We start from the raw sequence: 19,176 nt of genomic DNA, 5'->3' as shown, positions 1-19,176 counted from the left end.
TTTTTGGTAGTGCCGGCCGCTGGCCGGCAATCCCTGGAACCGCAGGAGCCGGCCAGCGGCCGGCACTACCCGGGGCGTTACCGCATTGGCAGGAGCGTCACCGAGCGCCAGCCGGCCCCACGGAAATGCCGTCAGCGCATCGGCACCAGCACCGCATCGCGCCGGTACAACGCCGGGAACTGCCTGCCCAGCGCGGCCAGCTTCGGCGCGTCGTAGTAGCGGATGTAGGCGGCCTGCGGGTAGTTGGTCATGTAGTTCTGGTGGTAGCTCTCGGCCGGGTAGAAGCGCTGGCCGCTGACCAGCTGGGTGACGATCGGTGCGCGGTAGCTGCCGGCCTGGCCGAGCTGGGCGATGTAGGCGCGGCTGGCTGCCTGCTGGCGGGCATCATCAGTGAAGATCGCCGACCGGTACTGGCTGCCGTGGTCGGGCCCCTGGCGGTTGAGTTGGGTCGGGTCGTGCACCACCGAGAAGAACACCTGCATCAACTGCCCATAGCTGACCTGGCGTGGGTCGTAGTCGACCTTCACCGCTTCGGCATGACCGGTCTGACCGCTGCTGACCCGCTCATAGCGGGCATTGGCAGCGCTGCCACCGATGTAGCCGGACACCGCATTACTCACGCCTTTGACATGCTGGAACACGCCCTGCACGCCCCAGAAGCAACCGCCGGCAAACACCACGCTGGCGTGGGTGGCGTCATCGCGGAACGCAGCGTCGCCCGTGGGTACAGGGAGTGCCTGGGTCTGCGCGCTGGCTTCGACCGGTGCCGCGATGGCGCCATGGTCAACGAGCAGCACGCCGGCGATGAGTGCCGTGGCCACCAGTCCGGCAACGCCAGCGGCAATGCCCTGTTCAAAGGAGAATTTCATCGTGTCCTCCCGGTTCAACCGAAGGTGAAGGCATAGGCCTGCACGCCCGCATCGAGGAATTCGATCTCGAAGCGGTGCGGGCTGACCGTGCCGCGTTGGCGCACCAGCTGGTAGAGGCGGTGCTCGTCGACCACGCCGCTGCCATCGACGCCGACATCAGTGCCGGCATCGGTGGCGGGCAATGGCTTGCCATCCAGCAGGACGCGGAAGCGCACCGGCTTTCCTTCCTGGCCCGGTGCCAGCACCAGGTGCAGGTCGCGCGCATGGAACTGGAAGGCGATGCGGCCACCGGCCTGCTGCAGCTGCGCAGCCTCGTCGGTAACGGTCCAGCGTCCGGACAGGCCCCACTGGTTCAACGCCAGGGTGGCCGGCAACGTGTAGTCGAACGCGGCGTCGCTGCGCTGCCCACCGGGCGAGGCGAACTGCTCGGCACGGGCGTGGCCCAGATAGGTTTCCGGCGAGCGCAGATTGCCCATGTCGGCCTGCGCAGCCACGCCCTTCAGATCGGCGGCGGCCGGATCGGCCGGCGGTGGCAGGTTCGTCTGGCCGGCCTCGGTCAGCAAGCGGCGGATCACCTGTTCCGAACGCGCATAGTTGCCCTCGCCGAACTGGTGGCCGCGGATGTTGCCCTGCGCATCGACGAAGTACTGCGCCGGCCAGTAGCGGTTGTTGAACGCGCGCCAGATCGTGTACTGGTTGTCCAGCGCCACCGGGTACTCGACCTTCAGCTGCTGCACCGCCTTCATGACGTTGCGCGGGTCACGCTCGAAGGCGAACTCCGGGGTGTGCACGCCGATCACCACCAGGCCGTGGTCGCGATAACGGCGCTCCCATTCGTGCACGAACGGCATCGCGCGCAGGCAGTTGATGCACGAGTACGTCCAGAAATCGACCAGCACCACCTTGCCGCGCAGCTGCTGGGCCGTCAGCGGCGGGCTGTTGAGCCAGCCGGTGGCACCATCCAGCGCGGGCAGGGTGCCTTCCACTGGCAGCGGTGCATTGGCATTCGCATCGGGGCCCGCCATCATCATCGACGGTGCTGCCGGCTGCGCACCGGGAACGGCATCCAGCAGGCCCTGCTCGATGCGCGCGGTGCTGACCGTAGACAGGCGGGTCAGCAGGCCGGTATCCCAGCCCAGCCCGATCGCCACCACCGCCAGCAGTGCGGCCACGCCCAGTACCTTACGCAGCACATCGCCGAGGCCGAGCCGCGCCTGCAGCGCGCGGAACACGCGGCCACCTACCCATACCGCCAGCGCCAGTGCGGTAATTGCGCCCAGCGCGTAGGCCAGCAGCAGCGTGCTGGTGCCGGCGCTGGCCCCGTGCAGCGCGGCACCGGTCAGCACCAGGCCGAGGATCGGCCCGGCGCAGGGTGCCCACAGCAGGCCGGTGGCGATGCCGATCAGCAGCGAGGTCCACGCACCGCCACGCCCCGCTGCGTCGGCCGCATCGGCACGCGCGCTCAAGCGGGCACCCACGCGCTGGAACGGCGCCAGCAGATGGTCGGCCAGTCGTGGCCAGAGCAATGCCAGTGCGAACAGCGCCATCAGCAGCAGGGCGATCCAGCGTCCGACCTGGTTGGCCTGTGCCACCCATTGGCTGCCCACCGCAGCCAGGCTGGCGACCACGGTGAAGGTGAGTGCCATGCCCAGCAGCAGCGGCAGCGTGCTGCGCAGGAAGGGGCGGTCGGCACGGGCGAACACGAACGGCAGCACCGGCAGGATGCAGGGACTGAGCAGGGTCAGCGCGCCCCCCAGGTAGGCAAGCAGCAACAGCAGCATCGTCAGGCTCCGGAAGCAGGGGAAGAACCGACCGGCACCCGCCAGCCATCGGCGGTACCGCCCTCAGCGGCACCGGGAACGAACACCATCGCCGCGCCGTTCATGCAGTAGCGAAGTCCGGTTGGGCGAGGCCCGTCGTTGAACACATGGCCGAGGTGGCCACCGCAGCGACGGCAGTGCACCTCCACCCGCAGCATGCCGAAGGTGACGTCGCGGTCTTCGCTGATGGCGTTGTGCAGCGGCGCCCAGAAGCTGGGCCAGCCGGTGCCGCTCTCGAACTTGGTGGAGGAGGAGAACAGCGGCAGCGCACAGCCGGCGCAGGCAAACGTGCCCTGCCGGTGTTCCTTGTTGAGCGGGCTGCTGTACGGGCGCTCGGTCGCCTGCTGGCGCAGCACTGCGTACTGCGCCGGGGTCAGGCGCTGGCGCCAGTCGGCATCGCTGCGCATGACCTCGAACTGTCGCGACGGGCGCGCTTCAGCGGCGGCCGGGGCGGCACGGCTGCAGGCCCCCAGGCCGAGCAGGCCGGCGGCGGTGGCAACACCGCCCAGGCCCAGCAGATGGCGTCGGGTAAGGGACATGGCGGACTCCGGGAAGGGGCGACGGGGCCATGCTGCGCCCGCCCGGGTCAACGAATCCTCACGCAGGATTCAATTTTTCGTGAGGTATCGGCGTCCATCCCGCGCCACAATGCAGCCAGCCTCCCCACTGGCCCCGAGCTGCCGATGTCCACCAAACGCGTGCTGATCGTTGAAGACGATGCCCACATCGCCGACCTGCTGCGCATGCATCTGGGCGATGAGGGCTACGACGTCGCCCATGCCGCCAGCGGCGATGCCGGCCTGCGCCTGCTCGAGCAGGAAGGGCCATGGGATGCGCTGGTGCTGGACGTGATGCTGCCCGGCGTGGACGGCCTGCAGGTGTGCCAGCGTGCACGCGCGATGGCGCGCTATGTGCCGATCATCATCATCAGTGCGCGTGGCAGCGAAACGCAGCGCATCGTCGGCCTGGAACTGGGGGCGGATGATTACCTGGCCAAGCCCTTCTCGATGCCGGAACTGGTGGCCCGCGTGCGTGCGCTGCTGCGCCGGGCCGAGGCGATGGCGCAGAGCGCGCGCATCGATGCCGGCGCGATCGAGCTGGGTGGTCTGCAGCTGGACCCGGTCGCGCGCACCGCGTCGGTGGATGGCAATGCGCTGGAGCTGACCCCGCGCGAGTTCGACCTGCTGCTGTTCTTCGCCCGTCATCCGGACCAGGTGTTCGCGCGCATGGAGCTGCTCAACCAGGTCTGGGGCTACCAGCACGACGGTTACGAGCACACGGTCAACACCCACATCAACCGACTGCGCAGCAAGATCGAGCCGGACCCGGCCAACCCGCGGCGGCTGCTGACGGTGTGGGGCCGCGGCTACAAGCTGGTCGATCCGGCCGGGGCGGCGGCATGATCAAGCCGAACCTGTGGCAGAAGCTGGCGGCGGTGATCGCTGCGCTGATGCTGATGTGCTGCATGGCGTTGCTGGCGCTGCAGATGCGCGCCAACACCCGCCACGAGCAGGAAGTGGTGCAGCGGTTGTCGCTGGGCCTGGCCGAGCACATTGCCCAGCGCAGCGAACTGATGGACACCAGCGGCATGCGTGATGCCGCCGTGCGCGCGCTGTTCGGCCAGCTGATGGCGGTCAACCCCAGCGTCGAGGTCTACCTGCTGGACGACCAGGGCCGCATCCTCGGCCACGATGCGCCGACAGGCCATCTGGTGCGCAACCGGGTGGACGTGGCACCGCTGCGCCGGCTGCTGGCCGGTGCGCCGTTGCCGATCCTGGGCGATGACCCGCGCAGCACGGACGGCCGCAAGGTGTTCAGTGCCGCGCCGCTGATCGTGCAGGGTCGCCAGGCCGGTTATGTGTACGTGGTGCTGGTCGGCGAACACCGTCAGATGCTGTCCGACGACCTTGCCGCCGGCAGCCAGTGGAACACCACGCTGTGGTCGGTGATGCTGGTCGGCAGCCTGGGCCTGCTGGCCGGGCTGGTGGCCTTCTACTGGGTGACGCGCCCGCTGCGGCGGCTGACCCGGCGCATCCAGGCCTTCGACATCGACGCACCCACGCCATTGCCGCCGCCGGAGCCGCTGCGTCCCGGTGAGCGCGACGAGCTGGTGATCCTCGAACACGCACACGCGCAGATGGCGCAGCGGCTCGGCGAGCAGTGGCAGCAGCTGCGCCAGCAGGACCTGCAGCGCCGCGAGCTGGTCGCCAACATCTCGCACGACCTGCGCACGCCGTTGTCGTCGCTGCACGGCTATCTGGAAACGCTGGCGCTGAAGGACGCCACGCTGTCGCCGGACGAGCGCCGCCGCTACCTCGGTATCGCGCTGGCGCAGAGCGCCAAGGTTGGCCGGCTTGCGCGTGCGCTGTTCGAGCTGGCGCGGCTGGAACATGGCGAAGTGCGCCTGGAGTGGGAGGTGTTCGCATTGCCGGAGCTGCTGCAGGACGTGCTGCAGAAATTCGAGCTGGCGGCGCAGGCTCGCAACCAGTACCTGCACGCGGACTTCCCGCCCGGCCTGCCGCTGGTGCGCGCCGATCTGGGCCTGGTCGAGCGGGTGCTGACCAACCTGCTCGACAACGCGCTGCGGCATGCGCCCGACGGCGGGCGGATCGATGTGCGCCTGCGTGCGACGCCGGACAGCGTGGAGGTGAGCGTGGCCGATGATGGACCTGGTGTTGCCCCTGCACTGCGCACGCAGCTGTTCCAGGCACCGGCCGCGCTGGGCGCGCGACGTGGAGAGAACGGCGGGTTGGGCCTGCTGATCGTGCAGCGCATCGTGCAGTTGCACGGCCGTCGCATCGAACTGCGTGACAGCGAGCGCGGCGCGTTGTTCGCGTTTGCGTTGCCGCGTGCGGAACCAGCGGCCTAGCAGGCCGCATCGCACTCCACGGCAGCGCCACTTTCCAGCGGCAGGTGCAGTCGGATGCAGGCACCACCCAGCTCCGAATCGGTTACTTCGACCTGGCCGCCATGCTTGTCGGCCACCACCTGCACCAGCGCCAGTCCGAGGCCGAAACCGGGGCTACCCGGATCCAGCCGCACATAGGGTTGCAGCACCTGGCCGCGCAGTTCGGGTGCGATGCCGGGGCCATCGTCCTCCACCTGCAGGCACAGCCAGCCGTCGTTGACCGTGCTGGCGATACGGATCTGCCGCCGCGCATAGCGCAGGGCATTGCCGAGCAGGTTGCGCAATGCCAGTTCCAGCATGTGCCGGTTGACGTTGACCAGGCCCGCTGGCGACAGCACCTGCTGTACCGGCATCGGCAGCGGTGCGAACTGGGCCACCACGCCACGTACCAGTGCCGCCAGCTGCAGGCGCTGGCGGGTCAGCTGATGGCAGCGGCCCAGTGCGGCGTACTCGACGCCGGCATCGGTGAGGTGCTGCAGCCGATCGACATCAGTGCGCAGGCCGCCCAAGGCATCGCGCTGGATCTCGTCCAGCGCGGTGTCCTCCAGGTCGGCCAGGCCGAAACGCATCCGCGCCAGCGGCGTGCGGACTTCGTGCGCCACTGCCTGCGCCAGCACGCGCTGGCTTTCCAGCAGCTGCTGCAGCTGCTCGGCCATGTGATTGAAGGCATTGGCCAGCGGCCGCACCAGCGCTGTGCCGGCGCGCGGGGCGCGCGTGTCCAGCTGTCCGTCGCGCATCTGCCGGGCGGCCTGTGCCAGCTGCGAGACGTCGCGCCACAGGCGGTAGACCATCACGTACATCGGCAGCGCCACGGCCACCATCAGGATCAGCAGCAGGATCGCCACGCCTGACACTTCGCTGTCCTGCCAGCCCTCGTCAGGCAGCGCTTCGTCCAACGGCCCAAGCATCACCGCGTAGTCGCTGTCGCCGATCCGCTGCAGGCTGCGCATGTGCTCCAGGTCGATCTGCACCCGGCCGTTGCTGAAGGGGGGGCGCTGGCTGGCCGGCAGCGCCTTCATCGCCTCTGCCAACGGCACCATGCGCAGGGCATAGGCGAAGTCGGCGTCCAGTTCGCGCGCCAGCGTCGGCCACTGCTCGCGCGGGGTTTCGGCGAAGCGGTGCTGCAGCAGGGCATGGGTGCCACGCATTTCGGCCTGCAGTCCGGCTTCGGTGCGGTCTTCCAGCAGCGCATCCCAGGCCCATAGTCCCAGCACGATCAGCAACAGATGGGCAACCAGGAAGCCGATGCCGTAGCGCAGGAAGTGGAAGGCGTGGCCGCGCATCGCCGAGGGCGTGCGCTTCATCCCCATGCCGAGCGGCTGAACAGGTAGCCGCGGCCCCGCACGGTCTTGATCCGTTCCGGCTGCTCCGGGTTGTCGCCCAGCTTGCGGCGCAGGCGTGAGATGCGGGCATCGATCGAACGGTCCAGGCCGTCGAAGGCGATCCCGCGCAGGCCGCGCAGCAGCGCATCGCGGTCCAGGATCTGGCCGGCATTGCTGGCCAGCAGGAACAGCAGGTCGAACTCGGCAGTGGTGAGCTCCAGCAGCGCGCCCTGCAGGTGCACATTGCGGGTGGACGGGTCGATGCTCAGCTCGCCGAAGCGGAGGCTGCCGTCGCGTGGTTCGACCCGGCGGTGGCGGCGCAGGTGGGCGCGCAGGCGGGCCAGCAGCACCCGTGGTTCGATCGGCTTGCCGATGTAATCATCGGCGCCCAGTTCCAGTCCCAGCACCTGGTCGATGTTGTCGGTGCGGGCGGTCAGCACGCAGATGATGCCGTCATAGTGGGGGCGGATCTGCCGACACACTTCGAAACCATCCTGGTCGGGCAGGCCGACATCGAGCAGGACCAGGGCGGGCTTGTCGGCCAGGATCCGGGCCACCGCACGCTCACCGCTGCGCTCGTGGGCCACCTGGTAGCCATGCCGCTGCAGATAGTCGCTGACCATCGTACCCAGGCGGGCATCGTCTTCGACCAGTACGATATCCAGCATTTTCAAGGCCTCCGTGGACGCACACGTACCGCCACGGCACGAGCGCGGCGATGCTATCCCAGCCTTCGGGCCGCCCGGGTCCCGGGGGCGGGCGCCATTCAGCCGGGGTTGCTGGCGCACGGGCCGGGCCTCAGGCCTGGCAACAACTTGGCGTCCAGCATAGCCTGATGCTGTTACAAAACGTTACCTTCGTGATACGCACGGTGACCATCGCTGACAGCAAAGCGACTGACGCAGGGCCGAGGGCGGGCCGAGCATGGAGTCTCCTCCGCTCCGCGTGTCGCTCCCATGTCGCCCGCCGCCGCCTGCCTGCTGAACCCGTCCCGCCGCTGCCGCTGCGGAGGTGCCCGATGAGCGGCGTGGTCGGGGCCTGGCTGCCGCCCGCCGAGGACGAACACCTGCTGCAGCAGCTGGCGCCAATGCTGCGCGCCCTTCAGCAGCGCGGCCGGGGGCGCATCGGCTACTGGACCGACGCCGAGGCCGGCCTGGCGCTGGGCCACTGCCGGGCGCCAACCGATACGCCGTTGCAGCCCCTGAGTTCGGACTGTGGCCGTTACGTGCTGTGCCTGGATGGCCGGTTGTACAACCGGGCCGACCTGCAGTCGCAGCTGCGCGATCTGCCACGCAGCTGCAGCGATGCGCGGCTGCTGCTGCAGGCGATCATCGAATGGGGCGTGGAACGGGCGCTTTCCCGCATCGAGGGCGCGTTCGGTTTCAGCGTATGGGACCGCGAGTCGCGCGAACTGTGGCTGGCCCGCGACCCGGTTGGCGAGCGGCCGCTGTACTACGGCTGGTACCAGGGCCGGTTCCTGTTCGCCTCGGAAATGAAGGCACTCCAGGCCTTTGCCGGTTTCGCCCCGAGCATCGACCAGGATGCGCTGAGCCTGCTGCTGCGCCATGACTACGTGCCGGCACCGCACACCATCTACCGCGGCATCCACAAGCTGGTGGCAGGCGCGATGCTGCGCATCGATCTGAATGACCATGCGGCTGGCGGCTCCAGCCAGGCCGCACAGGGTGGTTCACGCTACTGGTGCGCACGCGATGCGATGCAGAGCGCACTGCAGGAACCGCTGCAGCCGGCGCCGAGCCTCGAGCAGGCGACCGACCAGCTGGAAGCTGTGCTGCAGAAGGCCATCGCCGCACGCATGCATTCGCCGCTGGCCTGCGGCGCGTTCCTGTCCGGCGGCACCGATTCCTCGCTGGTGACGGCGATGATGCAGGCACAGTCGACGCTTCCGATCGAAGCGTGGACGGTTGGCTTCGACGATCCCGGCCATGACGAGAGCGATTGGGCCTCGCAGGTCGCGCGGCATCTGGGCGTGCAACACCACCTGCACCGGATGGACGCGCGACAAGGCCTGGATCTGCTGCAGCGGCTGCCGCAGGTCTGGTGCGAACCGTTCGCCGATGCCTCGCAGCTGCCGACCCTGCTGGCCAGTGAACTGCTGGGCGCGCGCAAGCCGGTGGCCCTCACCGGCGACGGTGGCGATGAACTGTTCTTCGGCCACCCCAGCTATGGCCGCGCGCTGCGCAATGCGCGCCTGTGCGGTGGCCTGCCGGACTGGGTGCGTGATCTGGCGCGGCGCAGCGGCAACCGCATGAATGTCGAGCGCGGCCGCCTGGGCGGCTGGCGCGCACTGGTGGCGGAAGTCGCCGCCAACGACGTGGAAGGTCACTACCTGCAGCGCGTGACGCGCTGGCGGCAGCCGGCGCAGGTGGTGCTGGGTGCACGCGAGCCGATGACGATCTTCCAGCAGCAGGACACGGCGCTGCCGGCCGAGGCCCGCATCCAGCTGCTGGATTTCCGCATGGACCTGGCCGAAGGCATTCTCGCCAAGGTCGATCGTGCGGGCATGGCGGCGGGCGTGGAGACGCGCGCGCCGCTGCTGGACATGGAGGTGGTGCGGTTGGCCTGGCGCCTGCCGCAGCACCTGAAGTACCACGATGGGGAGCACAAGCGGATCCTCAAGCATCTGCTGGCACGCTATCTGCCGGAGCCGCTGGTGTATCGCCCCAAGCGCGGCTTCGGACCGCCGATGGCGCGCTGGTTGGCGGGCCCGCTGCGCGATTGGGCGGAGGCACTGCTGGACCCGCAGCTGCTGCGCAACCAGGGCTGCTTCGATGCGGCACGCGTGCGCGGCATCTGGGAAGCGTTCCTGCGTGGCGAACGCAAGTGGCACACGCACCTGTGGAACGTGCTGATGTTCCAGGCGTGGCACCAGCACTGGCACGTCAATCGCGGGCGTTGAGATTCCTTCGCGGTTTGTTCTGCGTGGCGCAGGGCGTAGGCCCTTGCGTACGAATGTCCTCCGGCGCCGGCCGTTGGCCGTCACCTCCCCCTTTACTTCGTACGCAAGGGCCTACGCCCTGCGTTCGGAGTTCGTCGACGCCTCGTTGAAAGGCGCCGCGAGCGCTGCGCTTTTCCTTTCCTGCCGCAAGCCGAGCCTCGTCGGGGCGGGCAGGGGTTTGGGCAAAGTAAAGGAGGAGGTGACGGCCAACGGCCGGCGCCGGGGGACATTTGCCCAAACCCCTGCCTGCCCCGACGGGGCCCTTCAGCTCGCAGAGACGTCGGGCGAAGACGCACTTCGGTAGCCAAACGCGAGGCAAAAAAAGACCCGGCAGAGGGAGGGATCTGCCGGGTCCGGATTGCGTGGGGGGAGGGACCCACGCAATGAGCGTTGCGTCGCGTCAGTGGTTGTTCGCGTCCGCCGTTGATTCGTTGTAGCCCTGCACCAGTTCGGACCAGGCCTTGCCGGCCTGCAGGCCGAGACCGACCACGTCCTGATGGGCCTGGCCCAGCCGCTGCAGGTTGTCCTGCCACAGCAGTGCGCCCTTGTTGAGCATCCCGGCCGTGTCGTCACTACGGGCCAGTTCACCCAACCAGCCGCCGGTCGCGGTCAGGTTGCGCTCCATCGCCTTCAGCTGCACGCCGAACATGCTTTCCGCGTTCTCCAACGCCAACCGGTTCGCGCGCGTTGCCGCGGCGGCGAGCTGGCGGGTGGCATCACTGAAGCGATCGCTGAAGGCGGCGGCCATGGGGGCATCAGGGAGTGGCTTGATGCATTGCAGCATACGCCGTTGATGCGGCAATGCAACAAAAATAACAAAGGCGCCCAAGGCGCCTTTGAAACACCTTTCAGATCAATGGGTTGATCAGGCCGTCGGGCCGCGGTAGCGGCAGCCGGAGGTGCAGGTTTCGTGCACGGTGATCTCGCTCAGCGCCGGCAGGCTGGGCTTGAGTTCGTTCCAGATCCACACCGCCAGGTTCTCGCTGGTCGGGTTCTCCAGGCCGGGGATGTCATTGAGGTAGTGATGGTCCAGGCGGTCGTAGATCGGCTGGAAGGCCGCCTTCACGTCGCCGAAGTCCATGATCCAGCCGGTCTGCGCCCCCGGCTCGCCCTCGACCTTCAGTTCCACCCGGAACGAGTGGCCATGCAGGCGCGCGCACTTGTGCCCCGGCGGCACGTTGGGGAGGCGGTGCGCCGCCTCGAGCATGAAGACTTTGAAGATTTCCATGGCGCGATTGTACGCCGCAGGTGGCCGGCCATCCTGAGCGGATGTTGGGCTTTCGTGAAGTAACTCTTTCCATCCGGATGAAGAGATGATAGTTTCTCTTATATCCGTATGAAGAGATGTTATTGGCCGGACCCCGGCCAGGCATGGACTACTGCGGAACTACGTCGCCCTTTCCACCTCCCCCACATCGTCATGCCCAAGCACACCCTGCTCGTGGCGGCCCTGGCCGTCGCTCTGGCCGCGCCTTTGTCCGCCGCCGCCGAAACCTCCGCCGATGCCAGTGGCGAAGCCAGTACCCTGGCCGCCGTGCGCGTCACCGGTTCCAACATCAAGCGCACCGATACCGAGGCCTCCAACCCGGTGCAGGTGATCGGCCGCCAACAGTTGGAACAGACCGGCAAGGCCACCGTGGCCGATGTGCTGCGTTCGATCTCGGCCAACACCGGCAACGCCAGCAACGAAACCACCAACAATGGTTGGGCGTCCGGCTCGGCCGGCATCGGCCTGCGTGGCCTGTCGCAGAAAAACACGCTGGTGCTGCTCAACGGCCGTCGCCTGGCCAACTACGGCTTCCCGGCCGGTGGCCTGTCCGACACCTTCGTCGATCTCAATGCGCTGCCGCTGGTCGCGGTCGAGCGCATTGAGGTGCTCAAGGACGGCGCCTCGGCGGTGTACGGCTCCGACGCCGTGGCCGGTGTGGTCAACATCATCACCCGGCAGAACTTCGAAGGCGCCGAGATCGGCGGCAGCTTCGGCGGTGCCGACCAGGGCGGCCTGCACGAGCAGAACCTGAAGTTCGTCGGCGGCCTGGGTGATCTCGACACCGATGGCTACAACATCCTCTTCAGCCTGCAGGGGTACAACCGCGAGCGCCTGGACCAGGACGAACGCAACCTGACCAGGAGCGGCATCTACACCGACAAGCCGGGTGGCCGCTGGAACGGCTGGTCGGCCAAGGGCGCGCGATACCTGGTCAACGGCGTCTCGGTGCCGATGCTCGATGCCAACGGTAACTGCCCGACCGGCACCACCCGCGTGGCCAGCGCACCGATCGACGGCCTGGCCGGCGACACCTGCGGCTTCAACCAGGCACCGTTCACCACGCTGATCCCCTCGACCAAGCGCTACCAGGCCTACGCCAACGGTACCTTCCGCCTGAACGACAACGTCGAAGCGTTCGGCGAAGTGCTGTACAGCCAGATCAAGAGTGCTGCGTGGTTCGGCAGCAGCCCGTTCTTCACCCTGGAGAGCGGCCGCTTCGCACTGAACGCGAACAGCGGACTGGCCGAGCCGGTGTCGTCGCTGCTGCCGGCCAACAATCCGTACAACCCGTACGGCCGCGCGATCCCGATCGAGTACACCTTCTTCGACCTGGGCGGCACGATCAAGACCAACCGTTCCACCGCCTACCGCGGCGTGTTCGGCCTGCGTGGCACCACCGCGTCGTGGGACTGGGAAGTGGCCGCGTTCGGTGCACGCAGCAGCGAGCGCGAGAGCGTGTCCGGTGGCTTCGCCAACCGCTGGGCGCTGGCCGATGCGCTGGCCACGGGCAGCTACAACCTGCTCAACCCGGCAGCCACGCCGCAGTCGGTGCGTGATTCGATCAACATCGCCACGCTGCGTCCGGCCGAATCCAAGCTGCAGGGCATCGATGCGAAGATTTCCGGCAGCCTGGGCCATACCTGGGCCGGCGAGATCGGCTTCGCTGCGGGTGCCGAGTGGCGCCGCGAAAAGCTCGACTCCAACAACCCGTGGCAGATCGATGCCGGCCTGCAGGTGCGCCCGGCCATTGCTGAAGTGCACGGCAAGCGCCAGGTCAGCGCGGCCTACGCCGAAGTGAACGTGCCGCTGGCCTCGACGCTGGAGCTGTCCGCCGCCGCGCGCGCTGATCACTACGATGATTTCGGCGATGCGTTCTCGCCGAAGATCGGCCTGCGCTGGCAGCCGCTGGATGTCCTGCTGGTGCGTGCGTCGGCGTCAAAGGGCTTCCGTGCACCGTCGCTGTCGGAAAACTCCAACAGCACCAGCATCGCCTACGGCAGCGTGGTCGACCCGCGTGATCCGGACGTGCCGGGCTCGCGCCAGAACCCCACCTTCTTCACCGTCGGCAACAACGAACTGAAGCCGGAGCGCACCAGGAGCGTCAACTTCGGTGTGGTGCTGTCGCCGTGGGCCAACACCAACCTGAGCGTGGACTACTACCGCATCCAGCTGGACAACCTGGTCGGCACCAACAACACCCAGACCCTGGTCAACGACAACGTGGCCGGCGCCGTGCAGCGCGATGAGCGTGGCAAGCTGCAGGCGGTCTACAACCGCTACCAGAACCTGAGCGAGCTGAAGACCTCGGGCATCGATGTCGAGCTGCGCCAGCGCATCCCGACCGCGGCACTGGGTGACTTCACCGTGTCCTCGGCGTACACCCACGTGCGCGACTACCGTCGCCCGACCGTGGTCGGTGGGCCGCTGGTCGACTACGCCGGCAGCAACCTGGGCGCGACCCTGCCCAAGGACAAGGCCACCACCACGCTGGACTGGAAGTACGGTGATTTCAACGCAGCCGTGACCTGGTACTACACCAGCAGCTACCGCCAGGAGGCCAGCACCGCCGCCAAAGCCGTGCAGCAGCGCGTCGGCAGCTACAGCCAGTACGACCTGTACCTGGCCTACACCGGCATCGACAAGCTGACCGTGTATGCCAAGGTGCAGAACCTGGCCGACAAGACGCCGCCGTATGACGCCTCGTTCCCGGGCATCCGCGCGCCGTACGACTTCAGCCAGTACGACCTGCGTGGCCGCTACTTCACGCTGGGCTTCGATTACCGCTTCTGATCCATCCGCCGCGGCCGGTCACCTGAGGGGACCGGCCGCGCGATCGTCTGCCGTTGTGTTCCAGGGAGTCACCGTGTCCTTGCATCGCCGTGCCGTTCTTCCGTTGCTGCTTGCCACCGCCACCGCACTGTCCTCGCCGCAGCCGGCGCAGGCACAGAGCGCGTACTTCTTTCCGCAGGTCACCGACGCAGCGGCGTTTGATGCAGCGGTGCCGACGCCGGAGCAGTTCCTCGGCTACCCGATCGGCAGCCGTTACACCCGGCACGACCAGCTGGTGGCGTACTTCCAGGAACTGGCGAAACGCTCGGACAAGATCAGCGTGCGCGAGATCGGCCGCAGCTATGAAGGCCGCCCGCTGTTGATCGCCACCGTCACCGCTGCAGGCAATCATGCGCGGCTGGAACAGATCCGCCAGCAGCACGCGACCCTGGCCGATCCGGCGCAGCCGCGCAGCGCCGCCGGTGACAGCCCGGTGGTGGTGTGGCTGGGCTACAGCGTCCACGGCAACGAGACCTCCAGTGCCGAGGCAGCGATGCTGACGGCGTACTACCTGGTGGCCAACCGCAGCGCAGAAACCCAGCAATGGCTGCAGCAGGCGGTGGTGCTGTTCGATCCGGCGCAGAATCCGGATGGTCGTGACCGTGCTGCCAACTGGCACAACGCCTGGGCGTCCGACCCAGCTTCTGCCGACCCCGCCGACAAGGAACACGTCGAGCCGTTCCCGCAGGGTCGTACCAACCACTACTTCACCGATCTCAACCGCGACTGGCTGGCCCTCACCCAGCAGGACTCACGGCCGAAGGTGGAGGTGTTCCACCAGTGGTACCCGAACGTGCAGATCGACTTCCACGAAATGGGCAAGGACAGCACCTACTACTTCGAGCCCTCGCCGAAGAGCATGCACAGCCCGCTGATTCCGGCGGCGTCGTATGAATTCAACAAGACCCTCGCCAAGTACCACGCGCAGGCGCTGGATGCGCTGGGGTCGCTGTACTACACCGGCGAGAATTTCGACAACTTCTCGCCGGTGTACGGTTCCACCTATCCGGACTTCCATGGCGCTGTCGGCGTTACCGTCGAGCAGGCCAGCTCGCGCGGCCGCGTGCAGGAATCGGTGAATGGCCTGCTGACCTTCCCCTTCACCATCCGCAACCAGGTCGCCACCGGGCTGGGCACGGTGCGTGGCGCGGTGAGCGAGCGCAGCGGCCTGTTCGACCTGCAGAAGCAGTTCTTCCAGAGCGCGCTGAAGCAGGCTGCGCAGCAGCCTGTGAAAAGCTTCGTGTTCGGCGACGCGCATGACCCGGCCCTGACCCGTCGCCTGCTGGAACTGCTGCTGCTGCACCGGATCGAGGTGCGCGCGCTGGATCGTGCCGTCATTGTCGATGGGCAGCGCTTCGATGCCGGCAGCGCCTACGTGGTACCAGTGCAGCAGGCGCAGTTCCGCCTGGTGCATTCGATCTTTGCCGAGACGCCGCCGATCAAGGGTGATGTGTTCTACGGCAGCACCAGCTATGCAATCGCACCGGCCTACGGCGTGGCCTTTGCGGGCAGCCGCAGCCGTATCGAAGGCGGCGCACGCGTGGCCGCGCTGCCGGTGGAGCAGGGCGCGGTACTGGGCGGCGAGGCCGGATTCGCCTACGCCATCGACTGGCGCGACTACAACGCCGGGCGCGCGCTGGCCGCGCTGCAGGGCAAGGGCGTGAATGCACGCGCGGCATTCCAGCCGTTCACCACCGCGACCGCGCAGGGCGACATCAGCTTCGCCGCCGGCAGCCTGGTCATTCCGGTTGCCGGGCAATCGCTGCAGGGCGCGGCGCTGCTCGAGACAGTGACATCGGCCGCACGCGAGGCGGGCGTACAGGTCCACGCGCTGTCCAGCGGCCGGAGCCGCGAAGGCATCGACCTCGGCAGTGACGGCGTCAAGGCGCTGCGCAAGCCTGCGGTGGCACTGGTGATGGGCGAGGGCGTGGCCGCCACCGAAATCGGATCGGCGTGGTTCCTGCTCGACCAGCAGCTGCAGTTGCCAGCCAGCAAGCTGGATCCGCAGCAGCTGGGCAAGGTACCGCTGGACCGCTACACCACGATCGTGCTGTCCGGTGGCACCTACACGGGCGTCGATGCCACGACGGTGGCTGCACTGAAGCGCTGGGTGCAGGCCGGAGGTTCACTGGTGACCTACGGCAGTGCCTCGAAGTGGGCGATCGAGCAGAAGCTGGCCGACGGCGAAAAGCTCGGCAAGGAAGAAGACGCTGCTGATGCAAGCCGCCGCGCGTTTGGCGACCAGCGCGACATCGCTGCGATCGAGCGGGTCAGCGGCAACATTCTCAGTGCCGACGTGGATACCAGCCATCCGCTGGCATTCGGCGTGCCGCGCCGGCAGCTGGCGATCAACAAGGAGAACACGGTGACGCTGCAGCCGAGCGCGAACCCGTTTTCCACGGTGGTGCGCATCGACACGCCGCCGCGGGTGAACGGTTACTTGTCCGAGCGCAACCGCACGCGGGTGGCGGGTAGTGCGTGGCTGCTGGTGTCGGCGCAGGGGCAGGGCAACGTGGTGCTGTTTGCCGATGACCCGGCACACCGCAAGTACTGGCACGGAACGGACCGACTGCTGATCAACGCGATCTTCTTCGGGAATCTGGTGAATCCGGCGAAAGCGCGGGGTTGAGGTGTTTGGCGCCGAGTTTCTGTTGTGCTTGGGAGGCAGGGGGCCTCAGCCAGGACACGCCGTAAACCCATCCATGGGGGCTCGATGGCGCCATCCTTGGCGCCAACGGTCCTGGCTGAGGCCCCCTGCCTCCCATGACAGTTTCCTGCGGGCGCGGACGCATCAGACCCCAAGGCGGGAGCAAGGGCAAATACAAAAGCAAAAGCAAAAGCAAAGCCGGGAATTGCGACTTCGGCTTTTGCCTTTGCCTTTGAATTTGAATTTGAATTTGAATTTGAATTTGATCTTTCTTCTCCCGGCTACCCGGCGGGAGAAGAAGGCGCAGGCAATGCTTGAAGCGGATGGGCATGGGGGCAGCGCAGAACCGTTGGCGCCATGGATGGCGCCATCGAGCTTACATGGACGTATTTACAGCGTGTTCTGCGCTGCCCCCATGCCCATTCGCCCTCGGTACTGCCACCGCGTGCTTTATCACCCGGTAGCCCGCAACAAAAAAGGACGGCGCGTCAGCGCCGTCCCTCGATAGCCCCCGCGCAGCGGGAAGCACCCTCCATGTCAGCTGGGATCAGCCGGCGCGACCGCCGCCGTTGCCACCCTGGCCACGACCGCGGCCGCCACCATTGCCGCCACCACCACGGCGCTGGCCCTGGCCGGCACCTGCACGCTGCTGGCCATTGCCACCGCCTTCGCGGCGGCCACCGCCGGCCTTCTTCGGGCCTGCGTGCGCGTGGCGCGGCGTATCACCGTGCGGACGGCGCGCATGGCTCTTGCGCGGTGCGCGCTCGCCAGTATCGTGCTCGGCCTTGCCCGGTGCACTGTTGCCCCAGCGGATCGGCACCTGCAGCTCGAAGCCCGGTACATCGCGGATGTCCATGTCGCGGCCCAGCAGGCGCACGATGGCACGCAGCAGCTTCACTTCATCCTGTGCCACCAGCGAAATCGCCTGGCCGGTCGCGCCGTTGCGGCCGGTACGGCCGATGCGGTGCACGTAGTCCTCGGCCACCATCGGCAGGTCGAAGTTGATCACCTTCGGCAGCTCGTTGATGTCGATGCCGCGCGCAGCGATATCGGTCGCCACCAGCACGGTCACGCGGCCGGCCTTGAAGTCACCCAGTGCACGCAGGCGCTGCCCCTGGCTCTTGTTGCCGTGGATCGCCGCGGTCTTGATGCCCGACTTTTCCAGGAACGAGGCCAGCTTGTCGCTGCCGTGCTTGGTGCGGGCGAACACCAGGGTCTGCTCGCGGCTGTCCTGCGCCAGCAGGTGCAGCAGCAGGTCGCGCTTGCGACCGGCATCGACCGGGTGCACGCGGTGGGTGATGGTTTCGGCCACGGTGTTCTTCGGCGTCACCTGGATCTGTTCCGGGTTGCGCATGAACTCCAGCGCCAGCTGGCGGATGTTGTCCTCGAAGGTGGCCGAGAACAGCAGGGTCTGCCGGTTCTGCTTCGGCAGCTTGGCCAGGATGCGCTTGATCGACGGCAGGAAGCCCATGTCGAGCATGCGGTCGGCTTCGTCCAGCACCAGCAGTTCAATGCCGGACAGGTCGATGCTGCGGCGCTCCAGGTGGTCGATCAGGCGGCCCGGGCAGGCCACCAGCAGGTCCACGCCACGGCGCAGGATGTCCAGCTGGTTGCCCATGCCGACGCCGCCGTAGATACAGGCGCTGGGAATGCGCAGGTACTTGCTGTAGCCGCGCAGGCTGTCGTGCACCTGGGTGGCCAGTTCGCGGGTCGGGGCCAGGATCAGCGCGCGCGGCTTGCGCGGGCCGCTGCGCACTTCCTGCGAGGCGGTGCCCAGGTGCTGCAGCAGCGGCAGGCCGAAGGCGGCGGTCTTGCCGGTGCCGGTCTGTGCGCCGGCCAGCAGGTCACGACCGGCCAGTGCCAGCGGGATCGCCTGCTGCTGGATCGGGGTCGGGTTTTCGTAGCCCTGCTCGGCAAGCGCACGCAGCAGGAAGGGCGCCAGGCCCAGCGATTCAAAAGACATTGAGTTTGCTCCAAGTACAAGAAACGCCTGTCCGAACGGACAGACGGGGGCAGATCAAACTGATCGGCTGACTCGGAGCGTTCCCGTGAACCGCGCTGCGAGAATTGGGTGCAGCCGGCACGAAGCGCAGGCTGGAATGCGTGACGAACGGCGTCGGAGTGGGGGCGGGCGAAGAGGGCGGACCCTGGTCGCCGGCGATCCCGGAGGGAAACGGACGGCCGCTGCAGACCGTGCAAGTCTAAACGATGTTTGAGACTTCACGCAAAAAGACCTGTTCAGGTAGGGGTTCTCTCTGCAGGGCTGCGCCCTGCACCCGCAGAGGCTGAAGCAACGTCAAAGGCCGGGTTCCTGTGGGAGGCGGGGTGGGTCCGGTGGCAGGGGGCGCTGCAAGTACGTCCATGTAAGCTCGGTCGCCGCATCCATGCGGCTCACGCCCCTGTCACCGGACCCACCCCGCCTTCGACAGTTTTCCGCGATCTGTCGAATCTCATTCGATCAATTTCGGTGTCTGACGGATCTCGACGATGAATGATGTGGATGTTCGATCAGTCATTGGGAACCTGTCGGGGGTGGGGCGGTGTGGGTGGGC

General features: G+C 67.5%; 13 protein-coding genes. 5 read left to right on the top strand and 8 right to left on the bottom strand.

What is annotated here, in order from left to right; all coding sequences use genetic code 11:
• Positions 1-131: 131 nt before the first annotated feature.
• From msrA to msrB, 3 genes are read right to left on the bottom strand one after another with little or no spacing between them, the layout of a single operon-like run.
• Positions 132-869, bottom strand: coding sequence for a peptide-methionine (S)-S-oxide reductase MsrA (gene msrA, locus O0K41_RS16195; RefSeq protein WP_005407944.1), 738 nt, complete (start codon positions 867-869; stop codon positions 132-134).
• Between the two features lie 14 nt (positions 870-883).
• Entirely contained in the window at positions 884-2,650 is a 1,767-nt protein-coding gene (locus tag O0K41_RS16190; RefSeq protein ID WP_088436421.1) for a cytochrome c biogenesis protein DipZ, read from the bottom strand.
• A 2-nt stretch (positions 2,651-2,652) separates the two neighbouring features.
• The gene (gene msrB / locus O0K41_RS16185) at positions 2,653-3,228 is read right to left on the bottom strand and encodes a peptide-methionine (R)-S-oxide reductase MsrB (protein ID WP_049448900.1); all 576 of its coding nucleotides are present in this window, start codon (positions 3,226-3,228) and stop codon (positions 2,653-2,655) included.
• A gap of 144 nt (positions 3,229-3,372) precedes the next feature.
• Here msrB and O0K41_RS16180 point away from each other — a divergent pair, with 144 nt between their 5' ends.
• Together O0K41_RS16180 and O0K41_RS16175 are read left to right on the top strand one after the other, a co-directional pair.
• Entirely contained in the window at positions 3,373-4,092 is a 720-nt protein-coding gene (locus O0K41_RS16180; protein WP_005407947.1) for a response regulator transcription factor, read from the top strand.
• Positions 4,089-5,558 (top strand): HAMP domain-containing sensor histidine kinase, encoded by a 1,470-nt coding sequence (locus O0K41_RS16175; RefSeq protein WP_088436422.1) that lies wholly within the window; start codon positions 4,089-4,091, stop codon positions 5,556-5,558. The genes O0K41_RS16180 and O0K41_RS16175 overlap by 4 nt, the downstream gene beginning before the upstream one ends.
• Here the strand turns inward: O0K41_RS16175 and O0K41_RS16170 are convergent.
• On the bottom strand, positions 5,555-6,901 hold the full coding sequence (locus O0K41_RS16170; protein WP_049432961.1) for an ATP-binding protein: 1,347 nt from the start codon (positions 6,899-6,901) through the stop codon (positions 5,555-5,557). The genes O0K41_RS16175 and O0K41_RS16170 overlap by 4 nt on opposite strands.
• A complete protein-coding gene (locus tag O0K41_RS16165; RefSeq protein ID WP_005407950.1) occupies positions 6,898-7,587 on the bottom strand; it encodes a winged helix-turn-helix domain-containing protein in 690 nt (229 codons plus the stop codon). The genes O0K41_RS16170 and O0K41_RS16165 overlap by 4 nt, the downstream gene beginning before the upstream one ends.
• A gap of 350 nt (positions 7,588-7,937) precedes the next feature.
• Here O0K41_RS16165 and asnB point away from each other — a divergent pair, with 350 nt between their 5' ends.
• Entirely contained in the window at positions 7,938-9,839 is a 1,902-nt protein-coding gene (gene asnB / locus O0K41_RS16160; RefSeq protein WP_088436423.1) for an asparagine synthase (glutamine-hydrolyzing), read from the top strand.
• A gap of 439 nt (positions 9,840-10,278) precedes the next feature.
• Here asnB and O0K41_RS16155 read toward each other — a convergent pair whose 3' ends face one another.
• Together O0K41_RS16155 and queD are read right to left on the bottom strand one after the other, a co-directional pair.
• Positions 10,279-10,626, bottom strand: a complete 348-nt coding sequence (locus O0K41_RS16155; RefSeq protein WP_049450929.1) for a phasin family protein — start codon at positions 10,624-10,626, stop codon at positions 10,279-10,281.
• A gap of 117 nt (positions 10,627-10,743) precedes the next feature.
• The gene (gene queD / locus O0K41_RS16150) at positions 10,744-11,106 is read right to left on the bottom strand and encodes a 6-carboxytetrahydropterin synthase QueD (protein ID WP_005407953.1); all 363 of its coding nucleotides are present in this window, start codon (positions 11,104-11,106) and stop codon (positions 10,744-10,746) included.
• Between the two features lie 192 nt (positions 11,107-11,298).
• Between queD and O0K41_RS16145 the strand changes: the two genes are divergently transcribed.
• Both O0K41_RS16145 and O0K41_RS16140 read left to right on the top strand, forming a co-directional pair.
• Positions 11,299-13,938, top strand: a complete 2,640-nt coding sequence (locus O0K41_RS16145) for a TonB-dependent receptor (protein ID WP_024957081.1) — start codon at positions 11,299-11,301, stop codon at positions 13,936-13,938.
• 73 nt (positions 13,939-14,011) lie between these two features.
• Positions 14,012-16,606 (top strand): M14 family zinc carboxypeptidase, encoded by a 2,595-nt coding sequence (locus O0K41_RS16140; protein WP_164223058.1) that lies wholly within the window; start codon positions 14,012-14,014, stop codon positions 16,604-16,606.
• Positions 16,607-17,171: 565 nt separating this feature from the next.
• On the opposite strand, the gene O0K41_RS16135 is transcribed toward O0K41_RS16140, so the two are convergent.
• Positions 17,172-18,587: a DEAD/DEAH box helicase gene (locus O0K41_RS16135; protein ID WP_049450933.1), complete on the bottom strand. Its 1,416-nt coding sequence runs from the start codon at positions 18,585-18,587 to the stop codon at positions 17,172-17,174.
• Positions 18,588-19,176 lie beyond the last annotated feature (589 nt).

This window comes from Stenotrophomonas sp. Sm2128 (genome assembly GCF_030985535.1).
Classification (GTDB): domain Bacteria; phylum Pseudomonadota; class Gammaproteobacteria; order Xanthomonadales; family Xanthomonadaceae; genus Stenotrophomonas; species Stenotrophomonas maltophilia.
This window is presented reverse-complemented; position numbering and strand designations above follow the sequence as displayed.